Below are 24,470 nucleotides of genomic sequence, written 5' to 3'. Positions count from 1 at the left end.
TACCTAACTATTCATAGAGATAAATGATCAGAAGGATGATCCCCACATTAAAAACCTCAGCTTTTTTTCTGAGGTTTTTTGGTTTATACTTGACTGTAGGTTTCACGGCGACTTAGTTTTGCGTCTTCTTTTTTGCTGGGTATTGGTTGAGCTTGCTCTTCCGCCTCCCACACACTTCGAGTAAAGACCATGGAGAGTAGTGCCAGAGCTGCAAAGGCTACTCCTACGTACCAGTAGGGCATATCCAGTGTCGTGGAGCGGCCAGACAGATTGACGATGCCACGAAAGAGCATGCCTGCTGCTATGATGGCTACAGCTGAGTTCCAGAGGTTGAGGCTGAGCCGAGAGAGATTAGGGATGACCTTCATGAAGAGCAGAAGGAGGATGCCGCCTGCTAGAGGAATGGCAAAGAGATAGTGCATGTGGCTAGATGTTTCGCCGAAACTGAAGGATTCATAGATTCTGCTAAATGCAAAGAAGAAAATAGTTAACAGTGCGTAGATAAGGGCTGTTTTTCTAAAACGTTTTTTGCTGGGATTAGTAACCGATGTAGACAATATCACTCACCGACCTTTCTGAGATAGTATTTCCGTTGGTTGTAGGTTTGTTAATGACCTGACCGTTAAAGTAAAGTGTAGAGGAGCCGCCGCCATCAAGGTTGTAGGCGGTCTTGACACCGTAAGATTTCATGATTTCTGCCATCTGGTAGAGGGAAAGTCCCTCGCTTTCTGAGGTGCGTCCGTCTGAAACGATGATGATATAGTGGTTTTCATCAATGATACCGATGGCTGTCCGTGGATTTGAAGACATGGACTGGCCGACTTCGGACTTGGTATTAACGACAATCTCACCATTTTCTACAAGAGCTGGGCCGAAGGCCAAGAGATTGACCACACCGTCTTTGACCAGTTGATCGGCAGAGACTTGGTCTTCATAGACAATCTTAAAGGAGCCGTCTTTGTAAATAGCCAAATCCCCATTGCTGGAGTCTTCTCGGACGGTATCGCGGTAGACGACGCCATTGCGGATGACATAGCCAGTTGTGTTGGCTCCGTAGTAGTCGCCGTTAACCGCTAGGATAGCATTGTTGTTGGCAGCCGTTTCCGAGGTTTTTGCTGTGACATTGTTTCCGTAAGTGTTTTGGGCAAAGGCCGTTTTCAGATATTCTGATGAGCTGACGGTCACATCAGCGATGTAGACTTGGGTGTTGCTGACGGTCTTTTCAGTCAATGTGACCGAGATGTTGTCGTCTGAATAGCTGGTATCCGTCACTGTTGCTGTCTCCGCAGCCTTGCTGGCAGCCTCGGCATTGGACGACGAACTTGCGCTTGAAACCGTAGAAATAGTTTCAGCGATGACAAAGGTTTTCAGCATGGAGTAGCTGAAGGAAGCTGTCAGGAGCAACCCGAAAATGGAGGCATAGGCATAGCGTTTCTTTAAAAATTTCATGATGTGGTGTGTGTCCTTTCCTTAAAAATAAATCTCTTTTGCACCATCCAGGAGACGGTGAAGAGTAAGATGCCGACGATGATTTTGACAATCAGAAGATTAATACCAAAGACAGCGTAGAAGAGGCGAATCAGCAGTGTATCTAGGATAAAGAGCACTACAGCTAGGCTGAAATAGCCGGTTCCTGTCTTGAGTATACTGTCGTCGTTCTTAAAGACCAGCTTTTTATTGGTCGAATAGTTAAAGATTGAGCTGGTCACGCGGGCAATCCCGTTAGCTAAAAGAATTCTCATGCTGGTCGGCACAGCAGTTAAAAACAAGAGAGCCAGTGCATAGACGATGTAGTCAACGACGAAACTGCTGAGAGAAGTCAGGGCAAATTTGAAAATATTTTTATAAATCATGAGTCCATCCCGAATTGGTCGGAAGTGGGAGCCTTGATTGTCATTGATATAGACCGTCTCAATGGGCACTTCCAAAATGGGATATTCCTTGCTGGCTTCTAAGAGCATGTTCATTTCATACTCATAGCGCTGGCCCTCTACCTTTAGCATAAAGGGAATCATATTGGTCGTAAAGGCTCGCAAGCCTGTCTGAGTATCGGAGACACCCACGCCAGTCTGAAGTTTGAAGAGAGCCCGAGTCAGACTATTGCCGAATCGGCTGCGCAGAGGCACCTTGCCAGTAAAGGCGCGTGCGCCCAGAATCAGCTGATTGGGATTTTCAGAAGCTTTGGCTGCTACGCGGAAAATATCCCAAACCTTGTGCTGGCCATCCGCATCTGCTGTGATAACCGTTCCGTATATCTTCAGTGCTTGGATAAAGGTAAAAGCAGTTTTCAGCGCTTGCCCCTTGCCTTGATTGTTCTCGTGATGGAGGACAGTTGCATATTGTTCAGCCTTCTCAAAGACTGTCTGGCATTTGGAAGAGCTGCCGTCATCGATAACAATGATATGAAAATCACTCTTATGGTGAATTTTTTTTATCAGCTTAATAAGATTATAATCAGGCTCATAAGCCGGAATCACTAGATAGTCCATAATCAGTACCTCTTTCTTAGATGATTTGTAGAAAGTATACAGACTGCGGCTTAAAGCTAGCTGATATCAGTTAGCTTTAAGAAAAAGTTAAATTTTTTTTAAGGAAAGAACGTGGAATGGATAAGATCGAAATACTTTTGAAAAGGAAATATAGAGACGATTTTGAGGAATGAGGCATAAATTAGAGTAGAAATTACTTAGCTGGAAAACTCCTTATGAAGTATTTTATGGTAAAATTGTGCACTTAATTTGACAATTCAAACCTAAGAAAAGAGCCTCCTTATAAGAACAGTATATAAATTTTTTACACTGTCCGTTATAAGTAGCTCTGTTCATCCCAGTCGTTTTTTTATACGTTCTACTTTTTCTATTCGAGTAGATAAGTTTTTGACTGGGGCTAGGTATACAGCAAAACCGATTGTCAACAGTTATCAAACTAACGATGAAGTGGCTGCTTAACAAGGCCGATAGGCCAACAATCCTATAGGCAGCTTCCTACATACTACCATGGGTCTAGGATTGTTTCACGCATTTCCAACCGATTATGCGTAGAAGGAGAAAAGGAACAGAAGGAGGTACTTCTTTATAAGTTCCTTTTTAAAATTATATTTTCGTCTTATAAGGACGGCTCCCTAACGATAAGCAATTTAAAAACTGTAAATTAGGGGTTAGTATAATAATTTACTTGCTAAACTGTCTTTTTTTGTTTATATTAGTTTTATAAGCTTTTTTGGAGGCGTTTTCATGGACAAAGCTCTTTTAAGGTTGAAATTACTAGGAAATCCGACTGTCTTTCTTAATCAAGAGGAAGTCTTTTTCCCTTTTGCCAAAATCAATGCCCTGCTTTACTATCTTCATATCAATGGAACAGTCAATCGGGAGGAGATTGCAGGGATTCTCTGGGAAAATAAAAACAATCAGACTGCCAAAAAAAATCTGCGCAATACTATCTATCAGACCAATAAACTGCTGGGCGGGGACTGGATTATCGCTCCCAACCGGACGGTTCTGTCGCTCAATCCTAAGTGTAGAATTGAAAGTGATGTGGAGCTCTTTTCAGACAATCCTGCGGAGCATCTGTCGCTCTATCAGGGGGATTTTCTGCAGGGCTTTTATCTCAAGGATAGTGAGGCCTTTGATTATTGGGTTTCCAAGATGCGAACCCGATATGAGCAGCTGTATATCCAAGCCTGCTACCAACAGCTCGAAAAGGGAAACAACCAGCTGGATTTGGAAGAAACAGAGCAAAATTTACACCGTTTGATTAGTATTGATGAGTTTGATGAAAAGAACTATCACCTGCTGATGAAGTTCTATCAGGAGAATGAACGGCCCGGCAAGGTAATTGAGACCTATTATAAATTGGTGAACCTTTTGGACAAGGAGCTGGGCATCAGTCCTAATGAGGCTATCCAGCAACTTTACCACGAAGTGCTTGCCAAGGATCGTAGCGAGCGCAAGACCAAGCAGTTTCTGCGCAATACGGACCACTTTTTCGGTCGGGTAGATGAAATCAAGCGCTTGGAGTCTTACTTTTCTAAGATTTTAGAGGACCAAGAGGCGCGTGCTTTGGTCCTAGTCGGAGGGACTGGTATTGGTAAGCGGACGGTGACTCGCCAAGTGCTGGCCAATCAGACCAAGGATTTCCAGATTGTCATGGCTGAGTGCTTCAAGGATGAGATGAAGATAGCTCTGCAGCCTTGGCGTGGCTTGCTAGATGGACTGGGTGACTTGGTCATTCAGCACCAGATCCTCTCTCTTAGCCAGTGGCAGGTCATTTTAGAAAGTTATTTCCCGATTTTGATAGAGGGTGCCTCTGGAGTTCAGCTAGATGCGGATAAGCTGGCTCAGTTTGTGGTGGATATCTTACAGAAAATTTCCAAGAAAAAGGCCTTGGTCATTTTGATAGAGGACTGCCATTGGATGGATGCGGCTAGTGCTGCTGTCCTGAAGCAGGTCATGAATCATCTGAGTGACTATCCTGTGGCCTTTGTTTTGACCAAGCATCTGAGTACACCACCTTATCTGGAACATTTTTTCAATCACTTGCTGGTTCGTAATAAGTTAGATTTTATTCAACTGCAGTCGCTGAAGTTTCAGGACAGTGTGGCTTACTTACAGGCGCAGACAGGTCAGGTGGCTATGTCTGAGCAGCAGCTTGAGGATATTTATCGGGTTAGTCAGGGCATTCCCTTCTTTCTGACGGAGTATGCTAAGCAGTTCTTGCGAGGAGAAAAGTTTCATCCGCTGACTCCCGCTATCAGGGCTAAGCTGTCTTTGAAGCTGGACTACTTGAGCAGCGGGGAGGAGGAACTGGTAGACTATCTTGCTTGCTTCAGCATTTCTGCTTCGCTTTCGCTCTTGGGTAAGCTGCTGGCTTTGCCTATGGAAGAGGTGGTTGAAATCACTGAGGAGTTGAGACAGAAGCAGCTGTTGATAGAGGAGGAGCAAGAAGAGAAGTTGATGCTGCGGTTCAGTCAGGAGCTTCTGCAGATCTATGCCTATGAACGCTTGTCGCTGGCAAAGAGGCGGATGCTGCATCACCAGATTGCTCAGAGTATGGAAGACCAGCTGGGAAGCTCTTTCTATCATGCCCAACTGCTCAATGACATTGCCTATCACTACAAGATGGCCAAGCAGGCCATCAAGTCTCTGGAATATGAGCTGCATTATCTGGAAGCCACCCTGCAGTTTCATCACGAACTCTTTCCGATTTATTCACGGGAGTTTGGCTTTATCGAAAAGACGGACGATGCCAATCAATCGGCGGTTCTGGACCAGTTTGACCGCATCCGTCGGCAAATACAAGAGTTGGAAAGAAAACATCAGAATCACAAGGAGTTTCAGTTGCTGGTTCTCCGCTTTCTCTATCTGGAAGGACGCTATGCCATCCGGACAGGAAATTATCAGCAGGGGATGGACAATATTCAGCAGGTGCTTGCCTCGGCCAAGGAGCTGCAGCAGATGGACTTTCTTCTAGAAGGTTATCGGCAGATGATCTACTACTGTATCCAGACAGAAAATATCCCAGAGATGCGCTATTATACAGATTTGGCTCTAGATGCTTCGGTGCAGGCCAATAATCACGAGGCCATTGCTATCAACCTCCGCCTTAAGGGGCTTTATCATCTCATAATTGGAGACGAGGAGCAGTCACTTCATCACCTTTACCGGTCTATCGACTGTTTCAGTCTGACGGCCTCGCTTCGCTCCAAGTATTCGATTCAGATTGCAGCAGCCTTGGATTATCTAGCGGAAATTGAGCAGATCCGTGGGAATTTCACGACAGCATTGGTCCATCAAAAGGAGGCAATTGAGCTAACAGAAAATAAAACATCAGAGCCTTCGATTTTTGCCTTTTATATTGGCTTGGGTATGACTTATTACTGGCTGGGGGATCATGAGCAGGCGGAGAAGATTTTTCTTAAGGCTAAAAAAGCGCTGGAAACCCTCAGTTTTCCATGGAAAGAGGCTCAGCTGGAAGTCTATCTGGCTCTGATTGGCTGTGAGAAGGGCGCTTACCAGCCTGTGCTAGAGCTGTTGCGGAAAAAGGATAATCTTATCAGTCGCTATGGTAATCCGCGGGACAAGGGGCTGATTTACTATCTGATGGCTGTGATTAAATATCGTTTGTTGACTGGCAACTTGCAGGAAGCTAGATTTGAAGACTTGCTGGCTCAGGACTTTGAGTCCTACTATGATACGGCTAAAAGCCACCTAAATCCCTACCGTGACCGTCACCAGCTAAAAGAATTAGAAAACTTGCACCTGAGCTTGTCTCAGGAAGCAAATAGATAGTAAAAGAGGATGAAACTATTTTCATCCTCTTTTATGTTTCTAAAATATAATAGCAAAATTGTTAAAAGTCCCATCGAAAGACGATCAGTCATGTACCTGAGCCCAAACCTGGGTCAGGTAAAAGACGAAGCTAGCGGCTAGGTTAGCCGTGTGATTGTCAATATCATGAGGCGGGGAGACCTCCACGATGTCAAAGCCAATCAGCTTGCCTGAAGCAGCAATGTGCTGGAAGACTAAAACTGCGAGATTGGGGTCGACCCCCAGCGACTGGATAGCACTGACACCAGGAGCAGCCCCGGCAGCAAAGCAGTCAATATCAATGGTCAGATAGACGTGCTCCTTGTCGGCCAGATAGGCATCGACAATCTTGCAGACCTCCTTGTACCCCATCTTGTAGATATCCAGCCCAGTCAGAAACTGAATGGCTTTGGATCTGGCTACAAAATCAAAGAGAAAGAGATTGTTATTGTGCTCCTGAATCCCTAAGATGAGATAGTTAAAGACTTGCTTCTGAGCCAGAGTGTCATCGAACATCTGGCGAAAACCAGTACCGGAATTAGGACCAGTCTGGTCATAGGGGCGCAAGTCAAAATGGGCATCCATATTGATGACGGCCAAGTCTTGGTCAGGAGCTAGCGAAGACTTGAGGCCTAGATAGTGACCATAGGCTGTTTCGTGGCCACCGCCCAGAACGATAGGCCGAAGATTGAGCTCCCGCAGGCGTTTGACAGCCCGAGCCAGACTCTGCTGCAACTGCTCTAGAGAGCGGTTAGGGCCGTCAATATCGCCGGCATCAAAGACGCGGACGTTTCTGCCTAGGTGCCAAGGGAGTTTAGCCAGCTGGGTTCGGACAGCCTGAGGGCCTTCGACTGCCCCCACTCGGCCGTGGTTAATATAGACTCCCTTGTCGCTTTTAAAGCCAATCAGGGCAAAGTTGATGCCGTCAAAAGGTGTCAACTTCGGATCATTCAAGTCCAAAAACTCAATAACCATACCCCACTTGGCAGCATATAAATTATCCTCTAGTCCCCGATGATAGTAACTGTTATCTAGCTGATAGTAATCTTCTAACATGATTTTATCCTTTTCCATAACGATACTTGCGATTTTATTATAAGAGTTTCCACCAAGCCTGTCAATGACTTTTGGCAGAAAAAGGAAGCCCAGCTGAACGGGAGCGGGCTTCTTATGATAGTTTTTCATACTCAAAGAAAATCGATGTTTGACAAGGCAAGCTACTGCAGATAGAACTGAAGTTCATCAAAGAGGTTTAATGCAGTCAAAGGTTGATTTTCAAAGAGTTATCAGCTTTAGAACTGAATGCTCAGATCCACAGCTTTTTCAACTGCTGCTAGGAATTCTTCGCTTTCAATCAGCTCAGAAGCCTTGTTGAGCTCTTCGTAGATTTCGATGTCCTTGTCAAACTCGATAAAGCGGACATGCTGACGGAAGAGGTCATAGGCTGGCTTGGTTCCCTTGCCTAGTTCATGGTTTTCTGGTTTTAAATCCAGAGCTTGGCAGGCTGCCATGATTTCTGTTGCCACGATGCGGCGAGAATTCTTGAGAATCTCAGCTGCCTTACGTGCTGCGGTTGTTCCCATGCTGACAAAGTCTTCTTGGTTCTCACAAGATGGGATAGAGTCTACGCTGGCTGGATGAGACAAGACCTTGTTCTCAGAAGCGAGTGAAGCACAAGCATACTGGGTAATCATAAAGCCAGAGTTGAGTCCTGGGTGTTTCACCAAGAAGGATGGGAGCTTGCTCAGTTGGCTGTTGACCAGACGTTCCACGCGACGCTCGGATACATTTCCGATTTCAGAAATAGCGATGCCGAGGAAGTCGAATGGCTGTGCCATTGGTTCTCCGTGGAAGTTACCGCCTGAGATAACATGGCCTTCCTTAGTAATGATGGGGTTGTCTGTAACGGAGTTGATTTCAATCTCAACCTTGGTCTTGACATAAGCGATAGAGTCCTTGCTGGCACCATGAATCTGCGGAATACAACGCAGGGTATATGGGTCTTGGACCCGTTGTTGAGTGGCTACGGTCGTATTTCCACTGCCTTCTAGAAGGTTGCGGATATTGCGGGCTGTAGCCAGCTGTCCGCTCTGAGGTCGAATGGTATGCAGGTCTTCTTCGAAAGGACTGGTAATCCCATTGTGAACTTCCATGGAAAGAGCGCCAGCGACATCTGACAGCTTAAGAAGCTGGATGGCATCGTAGGTAGCCAGAGCTCCGATACCTGTCAGGACAGTCGTACCGTTAATCAGCGCCAGCCCTTCCTTGGCTGCTAGAGCAATTTTCTCGATACCGGCCTTGTCCAAAGCTTCTTGTCCAGAGAGTAATTCACCTTGGTAGTAAGCGCGACCTAGTCCTAGCATAGGCAGAACCATGTGAGCTAGTGGTGCTAAGTCACCGGAAGCTCCCAGAGAGCCTTTTTCTGGAATGTAAGGTGTGACGCCTTTATTGAGCAATTCCAGAAGCTTTTCGACAGTAGAGAGACGAATGCCAGAGTAGCCCTTGACTAGGGAATTAATCCGAATTAACATGATGGCACGGACTGCATCTTCAGGTAGGGGATCGCCATAACCTGAAGAATGGGTACGGATGAGGTTTTCCTGCAGCTGGATCGTATCTTCTGGTGAGATGCTGACATTGCAGAGAGAGCCAAATCCAGTCGTGACACCGTAGACTACCCGTTTTTCGCGAACGATGTCATCCACGATTTTGCGGGAAGCTTCTACAGCTTTTTTAGCATCTTGGTTGATTTCGCAGGTGGCTCCATGTCGGGCTACTGCGATAACATCTTCAAGTGTTAGACTATTTCCGTCTAAATGAATCAATTTTGACATGTAGAATCCTCCATTATGGGATAGAGCGCTTAGAGTTAGTCAGGGTTAGTAGAAAGCCGTTTTCGACCGTGCATGAAGTAGTAGACTAAGCTAGCAACGGCAGCTCCAATGACACCGTAAACCACGTTCATTGGATTGTCAGCCACAATCATAATGAGGCTGACAACAACAGCTAAGACAGGGATGACAGGGCCGAATGGTACACGGAAGACAACCTTCTTTTCTGGATACATTTTTCTGAGTTTCAAGACCGCCAAAGCAGTTGGAATGTATTGGAAGAAACGGAAGACCACGCTGAGGGTTGCTAATTCTTCAAATTTACCAGAGAAGAGTAGGGCGATGGCACATGCTCCAGAAATGATAATTGCAACAACAGGAGCGTTTTTAGAGTTGGTTTCTGAAATTTTCTTAGGGAGCAAGCCTTCATCTGCGATGGCTGCACCATAACGCGGTACCATGATGGATTCCCCGATATTAAGACCGGCGATTGAGATAAGGGCACCAATAGAGACAATCCAAGCTCCAGCAGGGCCAATCATTGCGACAAAGGCATCTTGTACAGAAGCATTTGTTTGCAGGATATGGTTACCCAGCATGGCAATGGTTCCAGCGATGATGAGCATATAAAGGACTGAAACGATACTAATGGAGCCTAGGATAGCCCGAGGCACGTTCTTTTCTGGGTTGCGCATCTCACCGGCAACGATAGACATGGTTTCAAAGCCAATGAAGCCATAGAAGATATAGACGGCTGTGTTGGCAATAGCAGTCATGACATTGGTTCCAGGTTCAAGCTGTAGGAAAGGAGTGAAGTTTCCTTTGTCTATTCCACCTTTGATAAAGAAGAGAGCACAGGCTGCAAAGGCAATGATTGGAATCAACTTAGCTACAGTTGCAGCCAGTGTGAAAAATTTAGAGGTCTTCAAACCAGCAATATTCATCAAGCTAAGCAAGACAATCAAAGTGATACTAAGGACCAATTCGTAAGGAGTAAAAGCCGGGAAGGTAATGACGAAGAGTCGGGCAAAGCCGGCAGCCATTGCTGACCAAGCGATGATGGTTACGACCCAGCCTAGAAAACCTACATTAAAGCCGATAAAGTCTCCAAAGGCCGCTTTGGAATATTGGAAAGCTCCGCCGTTTTTATTAAAATAACCTGCAGTTTCTGCCAAGCAGACGGCTAGGAGAATAACGAGGAAGGCTGTTCCAAGCATGACAGCTAGAGAGGCAGGACCAAGTCCTTTATAAATTTTTTGCGGTAGGAGGAAAATCCCTGAACCGATAACGGCGTTGATACCGTAGAGAGTTGCACCGGAAAAACTGAATTTCGCTTTTTCCTGTTCTTGTTCTTGTGCAGTGAGTTTAGTTGCATCCATAATAATGTTTCTCCTTTAGAGATATGGGATAGCCCTTCCAAGTAAAGATAGGGCGGTGACAAGCCAAGCTTACATCATCGCTGTATCTTTACTTAGCGGGGATGTGTTTTAAACCAGCCCAAATAGCAAGAGGAATACCTTTTGGTTGGTTGCTTGAAAACATTATTTGCAGCTCAGTTGCCTGAGTCTCTTGTTCCACTATCAGAAGCTCGTCTGCCTCTAGATTAAGCGCTGGCAGGTTTGTTCCTGTCACCGTCAAATTACCTAAGGCATAGATAAATTGAATTTCGTCATCTCGGCTAAGCTCTTGCCCATTTGAGATGGCAATCATCTGTCCCTGATAATGGTCGCTGTAGATTAAGTTAAAGTCGGTACAAGTCCCCCGACTTGTGATAGAATCACTCCCTTCGAAGAGATAGGGGGTAAAGGGAGCTAGAACCGTTTCCTCCTGCCGGCTGGCATTGTGGAGATGAAGTGTGTGGTCCAGGCTCATGAGAATGCGGTGAAAGCCGCTGAGGTCAGAAAACTGACTTTCAGTCAACTCCACAGTTGCTGTTGAGAGCCGATAGTCAAAGTCCCGCTTACCATAGTGGCCAGTTGGCGGGGAAAGATAAAGCTGTTTTGTCTTTCCCCCCGACCAATCGGAAACTTGAAAATCCTTTGCTCTTAGAAGGGTTACATTTGTCATTTTTGGTATTTATTAGAACAAACCGCTGATATTGCCGTCTTTGTCAACATCAATTTTTTCGCTGGCAGGAACTTTAGGCAGCCCTGGCATGGTCATGATTGCACCAGTCAGAGCGACGATGAATCCTGCACCGGCAGAAACTTTTAGCTGGCTGATAGTCACAACAAAGTCTTTAGGTGCGCCCAGTTTCTTAGCATCGTCTGAGAAAGAGTACTGAGTCTTAGCCATACAGATAGGATAGTTGGAGAAGCCCAGTTCTTCCAGTTGTTTGAGCTCACGTTTAGCGGCAGGAGTCAGGCGAACGCCTTTGCCTCCATAGACCTTAGTAACAATTTTGTTGAGCTTGGTCTCAATGGAGTCCTCTTCATTATATACAAATTGGAAGTGATTGTCTCCTTCGGCCAATTCAACGACTTTTTCAGCTAGTTCTTTACCGCCGGCTCCGCCATTTGTCCAAACGTCGGAAATTACTACGTCAGCCCCGCGTTTTTGGCAGGCGTCATAAACTGCTTGCAACTCTGCTTCGGTATCCAGTGGGAATTTATTGATGGCAACGACTGCTGGCAGGCCATAAACGTCTTGAATGTTTTCCAGATGTTTTTCCAAGTTTGGCAGACCATCTACAACGGCTTGGACATTTTCTTCAGCCAGATCACTCTTAGCCACACCACCGTGCATCTTGAGAGCGCGGATAGTAGCAACCAGAACTACAGCCGATGGACGAAGACCAGATGTACGACACTTGATATCAATGAATTTTTCAGCACCGAGGTCAGCACCGAAACCAGCTTCTGTGACTGTATAGTCGGCATATTTGAGAGCCAGCTTGGTAGCTAGGACACTATTACAGCCATGAGCAATGTTGGCGAATGGTCCGCCGTGAATCAAGGCTGGTGTGTGTTCCAGAGTTTGAACCAAGTTTGGATGGATAGCGTCTTTGAGCACAGCCGCCATAGCGCCACCAGCTTTTAGATCCTTGGCAGTTACTGGCTTACCGTCAAAGCTGTAGCCAATGATAATCTTTTCCAAACGGTTCTTGAGGTCAGTGATATTTTCTGACAGACAGAGAATAGCCATAACCTCAGAAGCAACTGTAATGTCAAAACCATCTTCACGTGGAACACCGTTGACCTTGCCCTGCAAGCCATTTACGATGTGGCGCAGCTGCCGGTCATTCATATCCACTGCCCGCTTCCAAGTGATGCGGCGAGAGTCGATGCCTAAGGCATTGCCGTGGTGGATGTGGTTGTCAATGAGAGCCGCCAGCAGATTGTTGGCAACACCGATGGCATGAAAGTCACCAGTGAAGTGGAGGTTGATGTCCTCCATGGGTACAACTTGAGCGTGACCACCGCCAGCAGCTCCGCCCTTGATACCAAAGACAGGTCCGAGTGAAGGCTCCCGCAGAGCGATAACGGCTTTTTTACCGATAGCAGCCAGAGCATCGACCAGTCCGACAGAAGTCGTGGTCTTACCTTCTCCAGCTGGTGTCGGAGAAATAGCTGTCACGAGAATCAGTTTGCCGTCTGGCTTGTCTTTTAAGGCTTCCAGTTGGCCAGCACTGATTTTTGCCTTGTAATTTCCATAAAGAGACAGGGCGTCTTCAGCAATTCCTAGCTTTTCTGCCACCTCTTTGATGGGCTTCATTTGAATCGAATTCGCGATTTCAATATCTGATAAAACCATATTGTTACCTCTTGAGGAGAAGGAAGTTCATTAATGGAAAAAATGGACTTCTCTTCCGTTTATCTATTAGACAACTTTCAAAATTTCTTGATAAATTTCATCGGCTAGAGCGCAGCCTTTTTGCAGGAGCTCTTCACCCTTGCTGCGGTAGTCTGCGACGAATGCTTCATCCTTGACACCTGACAGGTTGATGAGGACATTGAGCCAAGCGCCTTGCAGTCCAGCCTTGAGGTTGAGAGCTGCTACCCCCAGGTCGCTGGCAGCATTGGTATTGGATTTACCGACAGCCTTTTGAGTCGTTTGCAGGGCAGCCAAGATGTCTTCCATCATGCCATAAGGTGATTTGGTCGCTTCCTTGAGGGCTTGTTGCATAGCTTCTCGACGGGCAGCCTTATCTTCCTCTGTTTCCTTAGGCATATCAAAGACGGCGGAGACCAGATTGAAGGCTTCGGTGTCCTTATCAATAGCTGCGAGCAAGCTTTCTTGCAGGCGGGCACTTTCTGCGTGCACTTGAGCAATTTCTGCTTCAAATTCTGCGTATTTTTTCTTGCCAAGGGTTAATTCGCAAACCATCTTAGTCAGGGAGATACCGTTCGCTGCGGAAAGAGCAGCGGCAGAGCCGCCTCCTGGTGCAGGAGCATCTGAGCCGAGGACTTGGGCAAATTCTGTCAAACTTAAATCTACTAATTTCATAGGTTTCTGTCCTCCTAGCCCAGCAAATGGTTTTCCAGAACTTGCTTGCCGTAGTCAAAATCTTCGATTTGCAGATAGTATTCTGCTGCGTCAATCAAAGCCTTGGCTGGAGCCAAACCGATGACTTCTGAGCCGAGGATGCCAACTCCATAGCGTTTCGCTTCAAAGCGAACTGTTTCAAAGACACGATAGAGCGGGAATTTTTCTAGATTGACCATGTTGATAGAAACCTGAGCAATGTTGCGGTCTTCCAGCATAACACCGATAGCTTTACAGTACTTGTAGCCACCGCTTGATCCACGGATGATTTTGGCAATATTATTGGCAATTTCCAAATCGTCTGTATCCAAATTGATGTTGTAGGCAACGAGCGGCATTCTAGCTCCGACAGCAGTGACACCAGCAGTTGGGTGAATCTTTCTTTCGCCGTAGTCAGGAGCCCAGTCAGCTTCCAAGAGTTTTTCTGGCATGCCTTCGAATTGCCCTTTACGAACCTTAGCCAGATTCTTGCGCTCAGGACGAGTCGCTGCATCTTCATAGAGGAAGATAGGAATACCGAGCTCGCGGTTGATGCGCTCAGACACTGTCTTCGCAATTTCTACGCATTCCTCACTTGTGATGTCCTTAATCGGTACAAAAGGCAGGACATCAGTTGCGCCCATACGAGGATGTTCGCCCTGGTGCTTGGTCAAGTCAATGTTTTCAGAAGCATATTTGACCAGACGGAAGGCAACTTCCTGAATGTTTTGATCGTCACCGACCAAGGTAAAGACGCTGCGGTTGTGGCTGGCATCAGAAGAGTGGTCCAAAAGTGTTACGCCTGGCACGCTCTTAGCTGTTTCCACTAAACCGTCAATGACCGCTTGGTTGCGGCCTTCAGAAAAGTTAGGAATACATTCAACAATTTTTGCCATAAGATATTACCTCGTGATATCAATAATTTTAATTTATAATATGAACTTAATGAAGCAGAACCTCCTCCTGAGCCAGATTTGATATCCAGCTCAGGTCGAAAGTAGGAGGAAAGGATATCCGTCTATTTAAACAATTTCTTAACAGATTCTTTGACCAAATCTTCGTCAGTCAAGTATGGAATCGTGATGTGGTCTGTTCCTTGGTTGAGACGGTTGTACTCGATAGCTGTTTCGATAGCATGTTCATTACGAGCCCAGTTACGACGTGCAACTCCACCGATGGTATCCCAAGCGATAGCAGACTTGATGATTTCATCAATGCGTTCGCTGCCGTCCAGAACCAAGCCAAAGCCGCCGTTGATAGACTTACCGATACCAGTTCCACCACCGTTGTGAAGAGCCACCAAGCTCATACCGCGGGCTGCGTTACCAGCGTAACATTGAACCGCCATGTCGCAAGTAACATTAGAACCGTCCTTAATATTTGAAGTTTCACGGAATGGTGAGTCAGTACCAGATACGTCGTGGTGATCACGGCCAATCATGACAGGACCAATCTTGCCTTCCCGTACCAATTCATTGAACTTGAGGGCGATATTGACACGGCCCATACAGTCTTGGTAGAGAATCCGAGCCTGAGTTCCAACAACCAGCTGGTTCTTTTCTGCATCGCGAATCCAGTTGTAGTTGTCGCGGTCTTGGTAGCGGCGGTTAGGGTCGATTACTTCCATAGCTGCATGGTCAGTAGCTACCAAGTCTTCATGCTTACCACTCAGACATACCCAACGGAAAGGACCGTAACCATAGTCAAAGAGCATTGGACCCATGATATCTTCTACATAAGATGGCCAGATAAAGCCGTCTTTGTCATCAAAACCATTCTTAGAAATTTCTTTGATACCAGAGTCATAGACTGCCTTCATAAAGGCATTACCATAGTCAAAGAAGTAAGTTCCGTTATTCGTCAAGGTCTTGATAGCCTTGAAGTGGCGAGCCAACGTCTTATCAACTAGCTTAGCAAAGGTTTCCTTGTCCTCAGCCAAGAGGCGAGTCCGTTCTTCAAAGCTGATGCCAGCTGGACAGTAGCCACCGTCATAGACGTTGTGGCAAGAAGTTTGGTCAGACAGCAAATCAACATGAATCTTATGTTCATTGACATATTCTAAGAGGTCTACGATGTTACCATGATAGGCAATGGAAGTTGATTCGCCAGCTTCCAGAGCTTTCTGAGCTAAGTCGATTGCTTCTTTTGGACTTTCGGCTAATTGGCTAATCCAGCCTTGTGAGTGGCGGGTTTCAATCCGAGAATAGTCTACTTCAGCCACGATTGCTACAGCTTTAGCAATTTCGGCTGCTTTCCCTTGAGCTCCACTCATGCCGCCCAGACCAGAAGAGATGAAGAGTTTGCTTGTCAGGTCGCCATCATCAGCTACACCCAGTTTCAAGCGTCCAGCATTGAGGAGAGTGTTGAAAGTACCATGGACGATACCTTGAGGGCCGATGTACATCCAGCCACCGGCTGTCATTTGACCATAGTTGGTCACGCCCATTTCTTCTGCAATTTCCCAATCCTTCATGTTGTCGTACTCACCGACTAAAAGACCGTTGGTGATGATAACACGTGGAGCTTCTGGTTTAGATTTGAAGAGACCAACAGGGTGACCAGATTCTACAACCAAGGTTTGGTGGTCGGTCATGACTTCTAAGTATTTCATGATTAGATTGTACTGCATCCAGTTGGCGCAGACAGAACCAGTTTCTCCATAAGTGACTAATTCATAAGGATAAAGAGCGATTTCAAAGCTCAGGTTATTGTCAATCATGACTTGCATAGCTTTGGCTGCAGTACAGTTTCCTTTATACTCGTCAATTGGTTTACCGTAGATGCGTTCTTTTGGCCGCCAGCGGTAGCCGTAAATCCGTCCGCGAGTCTTCAATTCTTCCAAAAATTCTGGAATCACTTCCTCGTGGAATTTTTTAGGAATATAGCGAAGGGCATTTTTAAGAGCAATTTCGGTCTGAGCTTGCGTCAAACGGAAGCCCCGGTCTGGTGCTCGACGGATACCTTCTTGGAAAACCGTTTTTTCAGGTAGAACATCGTCTAATTTGACGGTCATAGCTGCTGCAATTTCATTTTCACTAAAGTATGACATGAAAAAATCCTCCTTTAAATTTCGGTATAAAACATGTTTCGAGCTTATTATACAAGAGGCTCGTCCATAAAGAGTCAAGAAAATGATAAAATCAGTAAAAAAATATAGTCTACCGCCTTTTAGAAACTTTTGACTATAATTTGACGATAGTGTATTATGATGAAAAGCAAGTATGTTGGAAAACGAAACGGAGGAACAAGCATGACTGCTGATTTACTATTAACTCACTTTAATCAAGTCTTCTGTCCCAAGGATCTCGGACATCCCCTTTTTGGTGCAGAGATGAAAGAAGCTCAGGTCTTAGAAGACGGCTATATTGCAGTCAAAGACGGCAAAATCCTAGCCGTCGGCAGCGGTGAGCCGGATGCCAGCTTGGTTGGACCAGAGACCCAGATCAAGTCTTTTGAAGGAAAGATTGCCACACCGGGCTTGATTGACTGTCACACTCACTTAGTGTACGGCGGCAGCCGGGAGCACGAGTTTGCTAAGAAGCTAGCTGGTGTTTCTTATCTGGATATTCTTGCCCAAGGTGGTGGTATCCTCAGCACAGTCCGGGCGACGCGAGAAGCTTCTTTTGACACTCTCTATGATAAGTCTAAGAGACTGCTGGACTATATGCTTTTGCATGGGGTGACAACCGTTGAGGCTAAGAGTGGCTATGGTCTGGACTGGGAAACAGAGAGGCGTCAGCTGGATGTTGTTGGGGCTCTAGACCGCGACCATGATATTGATTTAGTTTCGACCTTTATGGCTGCCCACGCCGTTCCACCAGAATATAAAGGTCGCTCTCAAGAATATCTGGAGCTAATCGTCGAAGAAATGCTGCCACGGGTAAAAGAAGAAAATCTAGCTGAGTTCTGCGATATTTTCTGTGAAAAAGGTGTCTTTACAGCTGATGAGTCACGTTACCTGCTTTCGAAAGCTAAGGAAATGGGCTTCAAGCTCCGCATCCATGCTGATGAAATCGAGTCTATCGGCGGAGTGGATGTAGCAGCTGAACTGGGGGCAACTAGTGCAGAGCATCTGATGATGGCGACTGATGATGGCATTCGCAAGATGGCAGAAGCCAAGGTTATCGGGAATCTTCTGCCAGCAACGACCTTCAGTCTGATGGAAGATACTTATGCGCCAGCTCGCAAGATGCTGGAGGCTGGCATGGCTATTACCTTGACCACCGACAGTAATCCGGGCTCCTGCCCAACGGCTAACCTGCAGTTTGTGATGCAGCTAGGGTGCTTTATGATGCGCCTGACACCGGTGGAAGTTCTAAATGCTGTAACCATCAATGCTGCATACTCAGTCAACCGCCAAGATAAGATTGGTAGCTTTGACACTGGCAAGCAGGCCGACATCACTATCTTGGATGCAAAGAATATCGACTACCCACTCTACTTCTTTGCTACCAACCTGACCCATCAGGTCTACAAGGCTGGAAAACTAGTCGTTGACCAAGGTCGGATTGTCTAATCACTATACAATCGAATCGTATTTTTCGGACTCTCTCTGGTGACAGGGAGAGTTTTATCAATCTCAAAAATTTCTCTTGCCATTCCTCTGAAAGTCTGTTATAATTATTATTTGTGAGCAAACCTCACTTACCCCTTGCAAAGTCTCGGGGTCATTAGACCAAAAGGAGGAAAAATCAATGGCAAAATACGAAATTCTTTATATTATTCGTCCAAACATTGAAGAAGAAGCTAAAAACGCTTTGGTAGCACGCTTTGACTCTATCTTGACTGACAACGGTGCAACTGTTGTTGAATCAAAAGACTGGGAAAAACGTCGTCTTGCATACGAAATCCAAGATTTCCGTGAAGGACTTTACCACATCGTAAACGTTGAAACAAACGAAGACCTAGCTCTTAAAGAGTTTGACCGTCTTTCAAAAATCAACACTGACATTCTTCGTCACATGATCGTCAAACTTGACGCTTAAGAAGGTAGACTCATGATTAATAACGTTGTACTTGTGGGTCGGATGACCCGAGATGCCGAGCTTCGCTATACTCCGCAAAATCAAGCGGTCGCAACCTTTACTTTGGCTGTCAATCGCAACTTTAAAAACCAAAGTGGTGAGCGCGAAGCGGATTTTATCAATGTTGTCATCTGGCGTCAGCAGGCAGAAAATCTTGCAAATTGGGCTAAAAAAGGCGCCCTGATTGGAATTACCGGCCGCATTCAGACCCGTAATTACGAAAATCAGCAAGGTCAGCGTGTTTATGTTACAGAAGTCGTAGCGGACAATTTCCAGCTTCTGGAAAGCCGAGCTAGCCGCGAAGGCCAGTCTTCAGGTGGGTATGGCAGCAATAGCTTCGGCGGGAATTCTGCACCAAACTATGGTAACGCTGGTTCGTTGTCTAACCAAGTACCAAACTTTTCTCGTGATGAGAGTCCTTTTGGTAACTCAAATCCAATGGACATCTCAGATGATGATCTGCCTTTCTAAGGGAAAAACTAGAATAATAAAGGAGAAAGAATATGGCTCAACAACGTCGTGGCGGATTCAAACGCCGTAAAAAAGTTGATTACATCGCAGCAAATAAGATTGAATATGTTGATTACAAAGATACTGAGCTTCTTAGCCGTTTCGTTTCAGAACGTGGGAAAATCCTTCCTCGTCGTGTAACTGGAACTTCAGCTAAAAACCAACGTAAAGTAACAACAGCTATCAAACGCGCTCGCGTAATGGCTTTGATGCCTTTCGTAAATGAAGATTAATTATATTGTGAAGTCGCAAGAATTTATCTTGCGGCTTTTTTGCTGCAAAGAATTTCGCATCAATAAAGACTTGTGATCCTCGGAGTATCATAGGAAGTAGAAAAGGACACGCAGAAGTGGTATAATAATTTCCGACGAATCCTACTTATATAAGGGAGGGAGAAGGGAAATGTGGAAACTTTGAAGCCAATGTCTTGTCATGAAGCTTCTGAGGATAGCATGAACCTCTGCCATCACTTTCGAACCATAACTAAATGTAGAGTAGCATTAGTCTAAATAAGTGCAATTGGTATTTATATGACAGTAGAAAAGATAGTTATCGAGAAAAATACAGTTCAAGAAACGTTGATTATTCCTTTGTATGGAAGAAAAATGTGCTCGGAAAAATTTCCTGCCCTTTATAGAGATGAATTTGCGCAGACATTATGCCAGAGATTAGACTATGATTTTTCTAAACTGGAGAAAAAGAGAAATTCCTTCTTTTATGAATTCGGTGCTTTAGAAGCTGCTATGCGGCAATTAGACATGATGTGGGAGATTCAGCATTACTTGGAAAAGTATCCAGAAGCGACGGTAGTAAACCTTGGCTGTGGTCTGGATGAGACGGGCAAAGCATGTGATAATGGCTTGTGTCACATCGTAAATATTGATCTTCCAGATGTTATATCTGTTCGCAAGCAGTTAATGAAAGAGCATGAGCGAGAAACGACCATTTCTTGTGACTTAAAAGATTATTCCTGGATGGATAGGATTGATGCTTCTAAAGGAATTATTTTGCTGGCTGCTGGCGTTTTTCACTATTTCCCCAAAAATGAAGTCAAGCAGCTGGTTATTGAACTTTCCGAAAGGTATTCGGGTGGCTGTTTAGTGTTTGATAGTGTAGGGAAGCTAGGCTTAAAGTTAATGATGTCAAAAATATTAAAAAATATGGCTATGCCGCATGTCAGTGGGCTTTTCTATGTCAACAATCCGCAGAAAGAGTTGAACTGGTCGGACAGAATAAAAGTGACTTCAAAAGCGTATATGCTGGGATATTACAATATGAAAACTCCAGGTATTCATTTTTTGCATCGCTTACTGGCAAAGCTGGTTGATCAAGGACTGCAATTGTCTATTAATCGCATGGATTTCGACTAGAGAAATAGCTCCTCAAAATATAGTCAATTCGGTCGTTTTGGCCGAATTTTTGTGTTATAATTTTAGGATGAAAAGGAGATATTTGGGATGTCAAATACAACGAAAGGAACGATTTTGACCTTGATTGCCGGAATTGCTTGGGGACTGTCGGGAACCAGCGGTCAATATTTGATGGAACAGGGATTTCCAGTCTTAGTCCTGACTAATATTCGGCTCTTGCTGGCTGGAGGGCTTTTATTGGGGTATTTGCTTTTGACAGACAGGGAGAAGTTAAAGGCCATGCTGAGGGACAGACAGACGCTGGGGTCCATTTTGCTTTTTGCCTTGTTCGGCCTTCTGCTGAATCAGTTTTCTTATTTAAAGTCTATTTACGAAAGCAATGCTGGAACGGCTACAGTTTTGCAGTATGTCTGCCCAGTTGGGATTTTGGCTTACACTTGTATCAAAGATCGAGTGGCTCCAACTTTGACAGAAATTTTATCCATCATTTTAGCAATCGGCGGAACATTCTTGATAGCGACACATGGCCAGTTAAATCAGCTGACAGTTACGCCGGCAGGCCTTTTCTGGGGGCTTTTTGCAGCTTTTACCTATGCTTTGTATATTCTAATTCCGATTCAGCTGATTAAGACTTGGGGCAGCATTCCAGTCATCGGAATTGGGATGATGATGGCAGGAAGTGCGCTGACACCCTTTAGCGGTTTGCTGCATTTTCATTGGAAATTATCAATGGAAGTCTATCTATCTTTAGCGGGGATTATCTTGATTGGTACGATTCTTGCTTATACTTTATTTCTTAAAGGGGCTAGTTTGGTTGGTCCGGTAAAATCCAGTCTGCTGGCAGCTGTTGAGCCGATATCAGCGGTTTTCTTTGCTTTTGCGATTATGCATGAGCGTTTTTATCTGATTGATTTTGCAGGTATGGCCATGATATTAATTGCTGTTCTATTGATTTCTCTTAAAGATCTGGTTGTAGAAAAGAAGAAAGGTCTCTTATAAAGCAAACAACGAACAAATTCGAATGGGTTTTTATCCCCAAACAGAATTTACTCGTTTTTTAATACTCTTTGAAAAGTTTTCCTAAATTATTCTAGAAATTCTTTGGCTGGGTTTATTTTGACAGTAACTGCCAAAAAAAGTCAATGATATAGGTCAGCCCGTAGGTATAAATGACAAGGGTGAAGGGCTTGCAGATGAGAATAATAGTCATATAGCGCTTGAAACTCATCTTGGTCAGAGCCGCCAGCATACAGAGAAAATCTGCGGGACTGATGGGCCAAATCATCATGAAAATAAAGAAGCGGTCAAAACGATTGCCCTTATCTAGCCAGCCAATGTATTTGTCGTAGGTGCGCTTGCTGACGACAGATTGGACAAAGGCGGGACCATAGGTGCGGGCTAGGTAGAAGATAATAGCGCAGCCGATGACAATGCCGACATAATTATAAATGGTTCCTACGATATGACCGTAGATAAAGACACCGGCAACTGAGGTCAGCGCTCCGGGAATAACAGGCACAACTGTCTGCAGAATCTGCAAGAAAATAAAGAGGGGCGGCCCCCAGACTCCAGCCTGCTGGATAAAGGCAGACAAGGTTTCTTTGGATTCCAGAACACCAGCAAAATATGCCCAAATGCAGAAAACAAGGGTACCAACAGCACCAATAATAGACGACCAGTTGATGATTTTTTGCAAACAAGGAGAGACCGTCGTCATCCTTTTTTTTTTCCCTGACATAAATTCCTCCGGGACTGTTTTTAAAGTAGGTTATCCAGTATTTATCATGAAATAAATATAATTTACTTTCTAATCATATTTTATCATATTTTAAAAGAATGTAAATTTCAGAAATTCTTAAAAGGAGTTGTAAAGATACTTTTTTAAACTAGATTTAAATGCTACAAAGTTATTTTCGCTTTGTTAGCCGAAGGGGCATATATTTTTATGTCGAAAGTGGGTTGGATGAGGAGTAGGCAGGCATTTTTTTCTTCCTTTAAGCTGGCTTTAAAAATTATTTTAAAAAATTGTGCAAACGTTTGAATAAATACTTGAAATAATCTTTAAAAAAGGATATAATGTCATTATGAAAGCGCTTTGAAACGCTTGGATGTTTCAGAGGCAATTATTTTTATATAAAATAAAGGGGAACTTATGGTTGAATTAAATCTGAAAAACATTTATAAGAAGTATCCAAACAGTGAGCACTATTCTGTTGAAGACTTTAATTTGGACATCAAGGACAAGGAATTTATAGTCTTTGTCGGTCCGTCAGGATGCGGGAAATCCACAACGTTGCGCATGATTGCAGGTCTTGAGGACATCACAGAAGGAACAGCTTCGATTGATGGCAAGGTTGTCAACGATGTCGCACCGAAAGACCGCGATATTGCCATGGTCTTCCAGAACTACGCCCTCTATCCGCACATGACGGTGTATGACAATATGGCTTTCGGACTGAAACTGCGCAAGTACAGCAAAGAAGATATTGATAGACGTGTGCAAGAAGCGGCTGAAATCCTTGGTTTGAAGGAATTCTTGGAGCGTAAACCAGCAGACCTTTCTGGTGGTCAACGTCAGCGTGTTGCCATGGGTCGTGCCATCGTGCGTGATGCAAAGGTTTTCCTAATGGACGAGCCTTTGTCAAACTTGGATGCTAAATTGCGGGTATCTATGCGAGCTGAGATTGCCAAGATTCACCGCCGTATCGGAGCTACCACCATCTACGTTACCCACGACCAAACAGAAGCTATGACGCTTGCGGATCGCATTGTTATCATGTCTGCAACCAAGAACCCTGCTGGAACTGGAACGATTGGTCGAGTGGAGCAAATCGGTAGCCCACAGGAAGTTTACAACAATCCAGTCAACAAGTTTGTGGCCGGTTTCATCGGTAGCCCAGCTATGAACTTCATCACGGTTACACTCAATGGCGATGAAATTACTGCCGATGGTTTGTGCTTGAAAGTGCCAGAAGGAACTCTGAAAGTTCTGCGTGAGAAGGGCTATGACGGCAAGAAATTAATCTTCGGTATTCGTCCAGAAGACATCAATACCGAACCTGCCTTCTTAGAGACTTTCCCAGACTCTGTCGTACATGCGACAATTTCTGTTTCTGAGCTCTTAGGTTCTGAGTCTCACCTTTACTGCCAAGTTGGCGACAGCGAGTTTATCGCGCGTGTAGATGCTCGTGATTACCTGCAGACAGGTGCGGGTATTGACCTTGGCTTTGACCTGAACAAGGCGCATTTCTTCGATTTCGAAACAGAGAAGACAGTTTATTAAAACACGCTAAAACAGCTACTGGAGAGTGGCTGTTTTTTTGGATTGGTAGAGTAAGGTAAGGCAAATGCTGATTTTTCATAAATGGATAAACTCAGTGGTGCAAAAAACAGTTATTTTTGCTATAATAATGAGAATACGAATTTTTGGAGAGAGATGTGGCGATTGAAGATTATATGCCGGACTTTGCGGTCGAGGCAGTTTATGATTTGACAGTAGAGAGTTTGAAAAGACAGGGTATCAAAGCGGTTTTGGTGGATTTGGATAACACCCTGATTGCTTGGAATAATCCTGACGGGACCCCAGAGATGAAGAAGTGGCTCCATGATTTGCGAGATGCGGGCATTCGGATTATCGTAGTGTCCAATAATAACCAAAAACGGGTTAAGCGGGCTGTCGAAAAGTTTGATATTGATTATGTCTACTGGGCTATGAAGCCTTTCACTTGGGGCATTGACCGAGCGCTCAAGCTTTTTCATTTTGAAAAAAATGAAGTGGTCATGGTGGGCGATCAGCTCATGACAGATATTCGGGCTGCTCATCGGGCTGGGATTCGCTCGATTTTGGTCAAACCGTTGGTCGAGCATGACTCCATCAAGACCCAGATCAATCGGGCGCGTGAACGCCGTGTGCTCAAGAAAATTACTGAAAAATACGGCCCAATTCAATACAAAAAAGGAATTTAA

The 24,470-nt window shown here is 44.9% G+C and carries 21 protein-coding genes; 9 read left to right on the top strand and 12 right to left on the bottom strand.

What is annotated here, in order from left to right:
• Positions 1-83: 83 nt before the first annotated feature.
• The 3 genes from AC5FEC_RS03855 to AC5FEC_RS03845 are packed head-to-tail and all read right to left on the bottom strand — an operon-like array spanning position 84 to position 2,495.
• Positions 84-557: a hypothetical protein gene (locus AC5FEC_RS03855; protein WP_493661354.1), complete on the bottom strand. Its 474-nt coding sequence runs from the start codon at positions 555-557 to the stop codon at positions 84-86.
• Positions 538-1,449 carry a phosphodiester glycosidase family protein gene (locus AC5FEC_RS03850; protein ID WP_493661353.1) on the bottom strand — a complete coding sequence of 304 codons (912 nt, stop codon included), beginning with the start codon at positions 1,447-1,449 and terminating at the stop codon, positions 538-540. Before AC5FEC_RS03850 ends, AC5FEC_RS03855 begins: the two co-directional genes overlap by 20 nt.
• Entirely contained in the window at positions 1,446-2,495 is a 1,050-nt protein-coding gene (locus AC5FEC_RS03845) for a glycosyltransferase (protein WP_493661366.1), read from the bottom strand. Before AC5FEC_RS03845 ends, AC5FEC_RS03850 begins: the two co-directional genes overlap by 4 nt.
• Before the next feature lie 738 nt (positions 2,496-3,233).
• Here AC5FEC_RS03845 and AC5FEC_RS03840 point away from each other — a divergent pair.
• Positions 3,234-6,287 carry an ATP-binding protein gene (locus AC5FEC_RS03840; RefSeq protein ID WP_493661352.1) on the top strand — a complete coding sequence of 1,018 codons (3,054 nt, stop codon included), beginning with the start codon at positions 3,234-3,236 and terminating at the stop codon, positions 6,285-6,287.
• An 84-nt stretch (positions 6,288-6,371) separates the two neighbouring features.
• Here AC5FEC_RS03840 and AC5FEC_RS03835 read toward each other — a convergent pair whose 3' ends face one another.
• The 8 genes from AC5FEC_RS03835 to hutU form a co-directional block, all read right to left on the bottom strand.
• The gene (locus AC5FEC_RS03835) at positions 6,372-7,361 is read right to left on the bottom strand and encodes a formimidoylglutamase (RefSeq protein WP_493661365.1); all 990 of its coding nucleotides are present in this window, start codon (positions 7,359-7,361) and stop codon (positions 6,372-6,374) included.
• Between the two features lie 236 nt (positions 7,362-7,597).
• A complete protein-coding gene (gene hutH, locus AC5FEC_RS03830) occupies positions 7,598-9,139 on the bottom strand; it encodes a histidine ammonia-lyase (protein ID WP_493661351.1) in 1,542 nt (513 codons plus the stop codon).
• Between the two features lie 35 nt (positions 9,140-9,174).
• Positions 9,175-10,515: an APC family permease gene (locus AC5FEC_RS03825; protein ID WP_493661350.1), complete on the bottom strand. Its 1,341-nt coding sequence runs from the start codon at positions 10,513-10,515 to the stop codon at positions 9,175-9,177.
• 88 nt (positions 10,516-10,603) lie between these two features.
• Positions 10,604-11,203 carry a HutD/Ves family protein gene (locus tag AC5FEC_RS03820; RefSeq protein WP_493661349.1) on the bottom strand — a complete coding sequence of 200 codons (600 nt, stop codon included), beginning with the start codon at positions 11,201-11,203 and terminating at the stop codon, positions 10,604-10,606.
• A gap of 12 nt (positions 11,204-11,215) precedes the next feature.
• Complete coding sequence (locus AC5FEC_RS03815; protein WP_493661348.1) at positions 11,216-12,889, bottom strand: formate--tetrahydrofolate ligase; 1,674 nt, start codon at positions 12,887-12,889, stop codon at positions 11,216-11,218.
• A 66-nt stretch (positions 12,890-12,955) separates the two neighbouring features.
• Positions 12,956-13,582 (bottom strand): cyclodeaminase/cyclohydrolase family protein, encoded by a 627-nt coding sequence (locus AC5FEC_RS03810; protein ID WP_002926667.1) that lies wholly within the window; start codon positions 13,580-13,582, stop codon positions 12,956-12,958.
• A gap of 14 nt (positions 13,583-13,596) precedes the next feature.
• Complete coding sequence (gene ftcD / locus AC5FEC_RS03805; protein WP_037616053.1) at positions 13,597-14,496, bottom strand: glutamate formimidoyltransferase; 900 nt, start codon at positions 14,494-14,496, stop codon at positions 13,597-13,599.
• A 122-nt stretch (positions 14,497-14,618) separates the two neighbouring features.
• Positions 14,619-16,649 carry a urocanate hydratase gene (gene hutU / locus AC5FEC_RS03800; RefSeq protein WP_493661347.1) on the bottom strand — a complete coding sequence of 677 codons (2,031 nt, stop codon included), beginning with the start codon at positions 16,647-16,649 and terminating at the stop codon, positions 14,619-14,621.
• A gap of 201 nt (positions 16,650-16,850) precedes the next feature.
• Here hutU and hutI point away from each other — a divergent pair, with 201 nt between their 5' ends.
• From hutI to AC5FEC_RS03770, 6 genes are all read left to right on the top strand, one after another.
• Positions 16,851-18,116 (top strand): imidazolonepropionase, encoded by a 1,266-nt coding sequence (gene hutI / locus AC5FEC_RS03795; RefSeq protein ID WP_234550319.1) that lies wholly within the window; start codon positions 16,851-16,853, stop codon positions 18,114-18,116.
• Between the two features lie 178 nt (positions 18,117-18,294).
• Positions 18,295-18,585 (top strand): 30S ribosomal protein S6, encoded by a 291-nt coding sequence (gene rpsF / locus AC5FEC_RS03790; protein WP_037616059.1) that lies wholly within the window; start codon positions 18,295-18,297, stop codon positions 18,583-18,585.
• A 12-nt stretch (positions 18,586-18,597) separates the two neighbouring features.
• Complete coding sequence (locus tag AC5FEC_RS03785) at positions 18,598-19,095, top strand: single-stranded DNA-binding protein (RefSeq protein ID WP_037616061.1); 498 nt, start codon at positions 18,598-18,600, stop codon at positions 19,093-19,095.
• A 32-nt stretch (positions 19,096-19,127) separates the two neighbouring features.
• Entirely contained in the window at positions 19,128-19,367 is a 240-nt protein-coding gene (gene rpsR, locus AC5FEC_RS03780) for a 30S ribosomal protein S18 (protein WP_000068664.1), read from the top strand.
• Between the two features lie 297 nt (positions 19,368-19,664).
• On the top strand, positions 19,665-20,504 hold the full coding sequence (locus AC5FEC_RS03775) for a class I SAM-dependent methyltransferase (protein WP_493661346.1): 840 nt from the start codon (positions 19,665-19,667) through the stop codon (positions 20,502-20,504).
• 87 nt (positions 20,505-20,591) lie between these two features.
• Complete coding sequence (locus AC5FEC_RS03770; RefSeq protein WP_493661345.1) at positions 20,592-21,503, top strand: DMT family transporter; 912 nt, start codon at positions 20,592-20,594, stop codon at positions 21,501-21,503.
• A 112-nt stretch (positions 21,504-21,615) separates the two neighbouring features.
• Here the strand turns inward: AC5FEC_RS03770 and AC5FEC_RS03765 are convergent, their stop codons facing one another.
• Entirely contained in the window at positions 21,616-22,242 is a 627-nt protein-coding gene (locus AC5FEC_RS03765) for a TVP38/TMEM64 family protein (RefSeq protein WP_493661344.1), read from the bottom strand.
• 414 nt (positions 22,243-22,656) lie between these two features.
• Between AC5FEC_RS03765 and AC5FEC_RS03760 the strand changes: the two genes are divergently transcribed.
• Entirely contained in the window at positions 22,657-23,787 is a 1,131-nt protein-coding gene (locus AC5FEC_RS03760; RefSeq protein WP_037616069.1) for an ABC transporter ATP-binding protein, read from the top strand.
• 155 nt (positions 23,788-23,942) lie between these two features.
• Positions 23,943-24,470 carry a YqeG family HAD IIIA-type phosphatase gene (locus AC5FEC_RS03755; RefSeq protein WP_185780854.1) on the top strand — a complete coding sequence of 176 codons (528 nt, stop codon included), beginning with the start codon at positions 23,943-23,945 and terminating at the stop codon, positions 24,468-24,470.

The sequence above is a fragment of the Streptococcus sp. STC1396 genome (assembly GCF_058933875.1).
Note: the sequence above shows the minus strand (reverse complement) of the source record. Positions and strands in the feature narration are given on the sequence as shown.